Source organism: Sphingopyxis sp. HIX (genome assembly GCF_001468285.1).
Classification (GTDB): Bacteria; Pseudomonadota; Alphaproteobacteria; order Sphingomonadales; family Sphingomonadaceae; genus Sphingopyxis.
In genome coordinates this window covers 1-952 of the sequence record NZ_LNSB01000090.1, presented here as the reverse complement: position 1 = coordinate 952, position 952 = coordinate 1, and the positions used below count along the sequence as shown (strand labels likewise).

Here is a 952-nt window from a genome sequence, read left to right as displayed (position 1 = left end):
AAGTCCAGGATCGCGCCCGCCTCGACCGAGAAGGCGATCAGCGCGCCGGTCTTCAATTGCTGCAGCCGCGTCACCGTCGGCAGGTCGAACTGCGCGGTCTCGGCGGCGAGGTCCATCATCTGCCCGCCCGCCATGCCCGCGGGGCCAGCGGCGCGCGCGAGTTCGCGGATCAACTCGCTGCGCACGAAGGGATCGGCGTGGGTCGCAGGATCGACGAGCCACTCGAACGCCAGCGCATGGAGCGAATCGCCCGCGAGCACCGCGGTGGCCTCGTCGAAGGCGCGGTGCACCGTCGGCTTGCCGCGGCGAAGATCGTCGTCGTCCATGCACGGCAGGTCGTCATGGATCAGCGAATAGACGTGCATCGCCTCGACCGCCGCGCCGACGCGCAGGCTCGGCGCGCGGTCGACATGATAGAGGTCGCCAGCCGCGCGGACGAGCAAGGGCCGCAGCCTTTTGCCGCCGCCGATCGCGGCGTGGCGCATCGCTTCATACAGGCGCCCGCGCGGGTCGTCGGGGACGGGCAGCAACTGGTCGAACAACCGGTCGATCGCGTCGGCGACATCGGCCTGCGCCGCGTGGACCAGGTCCGCGCCGGTATCGATCTCTCCCTCCGCGACCGCCACCGGGGATCAGCCCTCGCCAAACGGCGTGGTGCCGGCGGCGCGGCCGTCGGCGCCCAGGCTCACCTGCTCGATGCGCGCCTGCGCCGCGGCGAGCCGCGCCTCGCAATGCCCGCGCAGGGCATGCCCGCGTTCGTAGAGCGCGACCGATTCCTCGAGGCTGACGTCGCCGCTTTCCAGCCGCCGCACGATCGTCTCGAGCTCGCTCATCGCGGCTTCGAACGACAGCGCGGAAATGGCGGGGGCGGCGGGGCTATCGGGGGTGTCCGTCATGGCGCCTGCTTTGGCCCCTTCGCCCCCCGATGGTCAAGCATGACGTGGGACGGGAG

2 protein-coding genes are annotated in these 952 nt (G+C 71.5%); both read right to left on the bottom strand.

Annotated elements, in window-relative coordinates; genetic code table 11:
• On the bottom strand, positions 1-626 hold a 626-nt coding region (locus ATE62_RS22650; RefSeq protein ID WP_058818623.1), incomplete at its 3' end, for a polyprenyl synthetase family protein.
• A gap of 6 nt (positions 627-632) precedes the next feature.
• Positions 633-896: an exodeoxyribonuclease VII small subunit gene (locus tag ATE62_RS22645; RefSeq protein WP_058810690.1), complete on the bottom strand. Its 264-nt coding sequence runs from the start codon at positions 894-896 to the stop codon at positions 633-635.
• Between the last annotated feature and the right edge of the window lie 56 nt (positions 897-952).

Bases quoted from the DNA above. Each gene is read 5' to 3' on its own strand.
- ATE62_RS22645 (WP_058810690.1), bottom strand. From the start codon at position 896: ATGACGGACACCCCCGATAGCCCCGCCGCCCCCGCCATTTCCGCGCTG.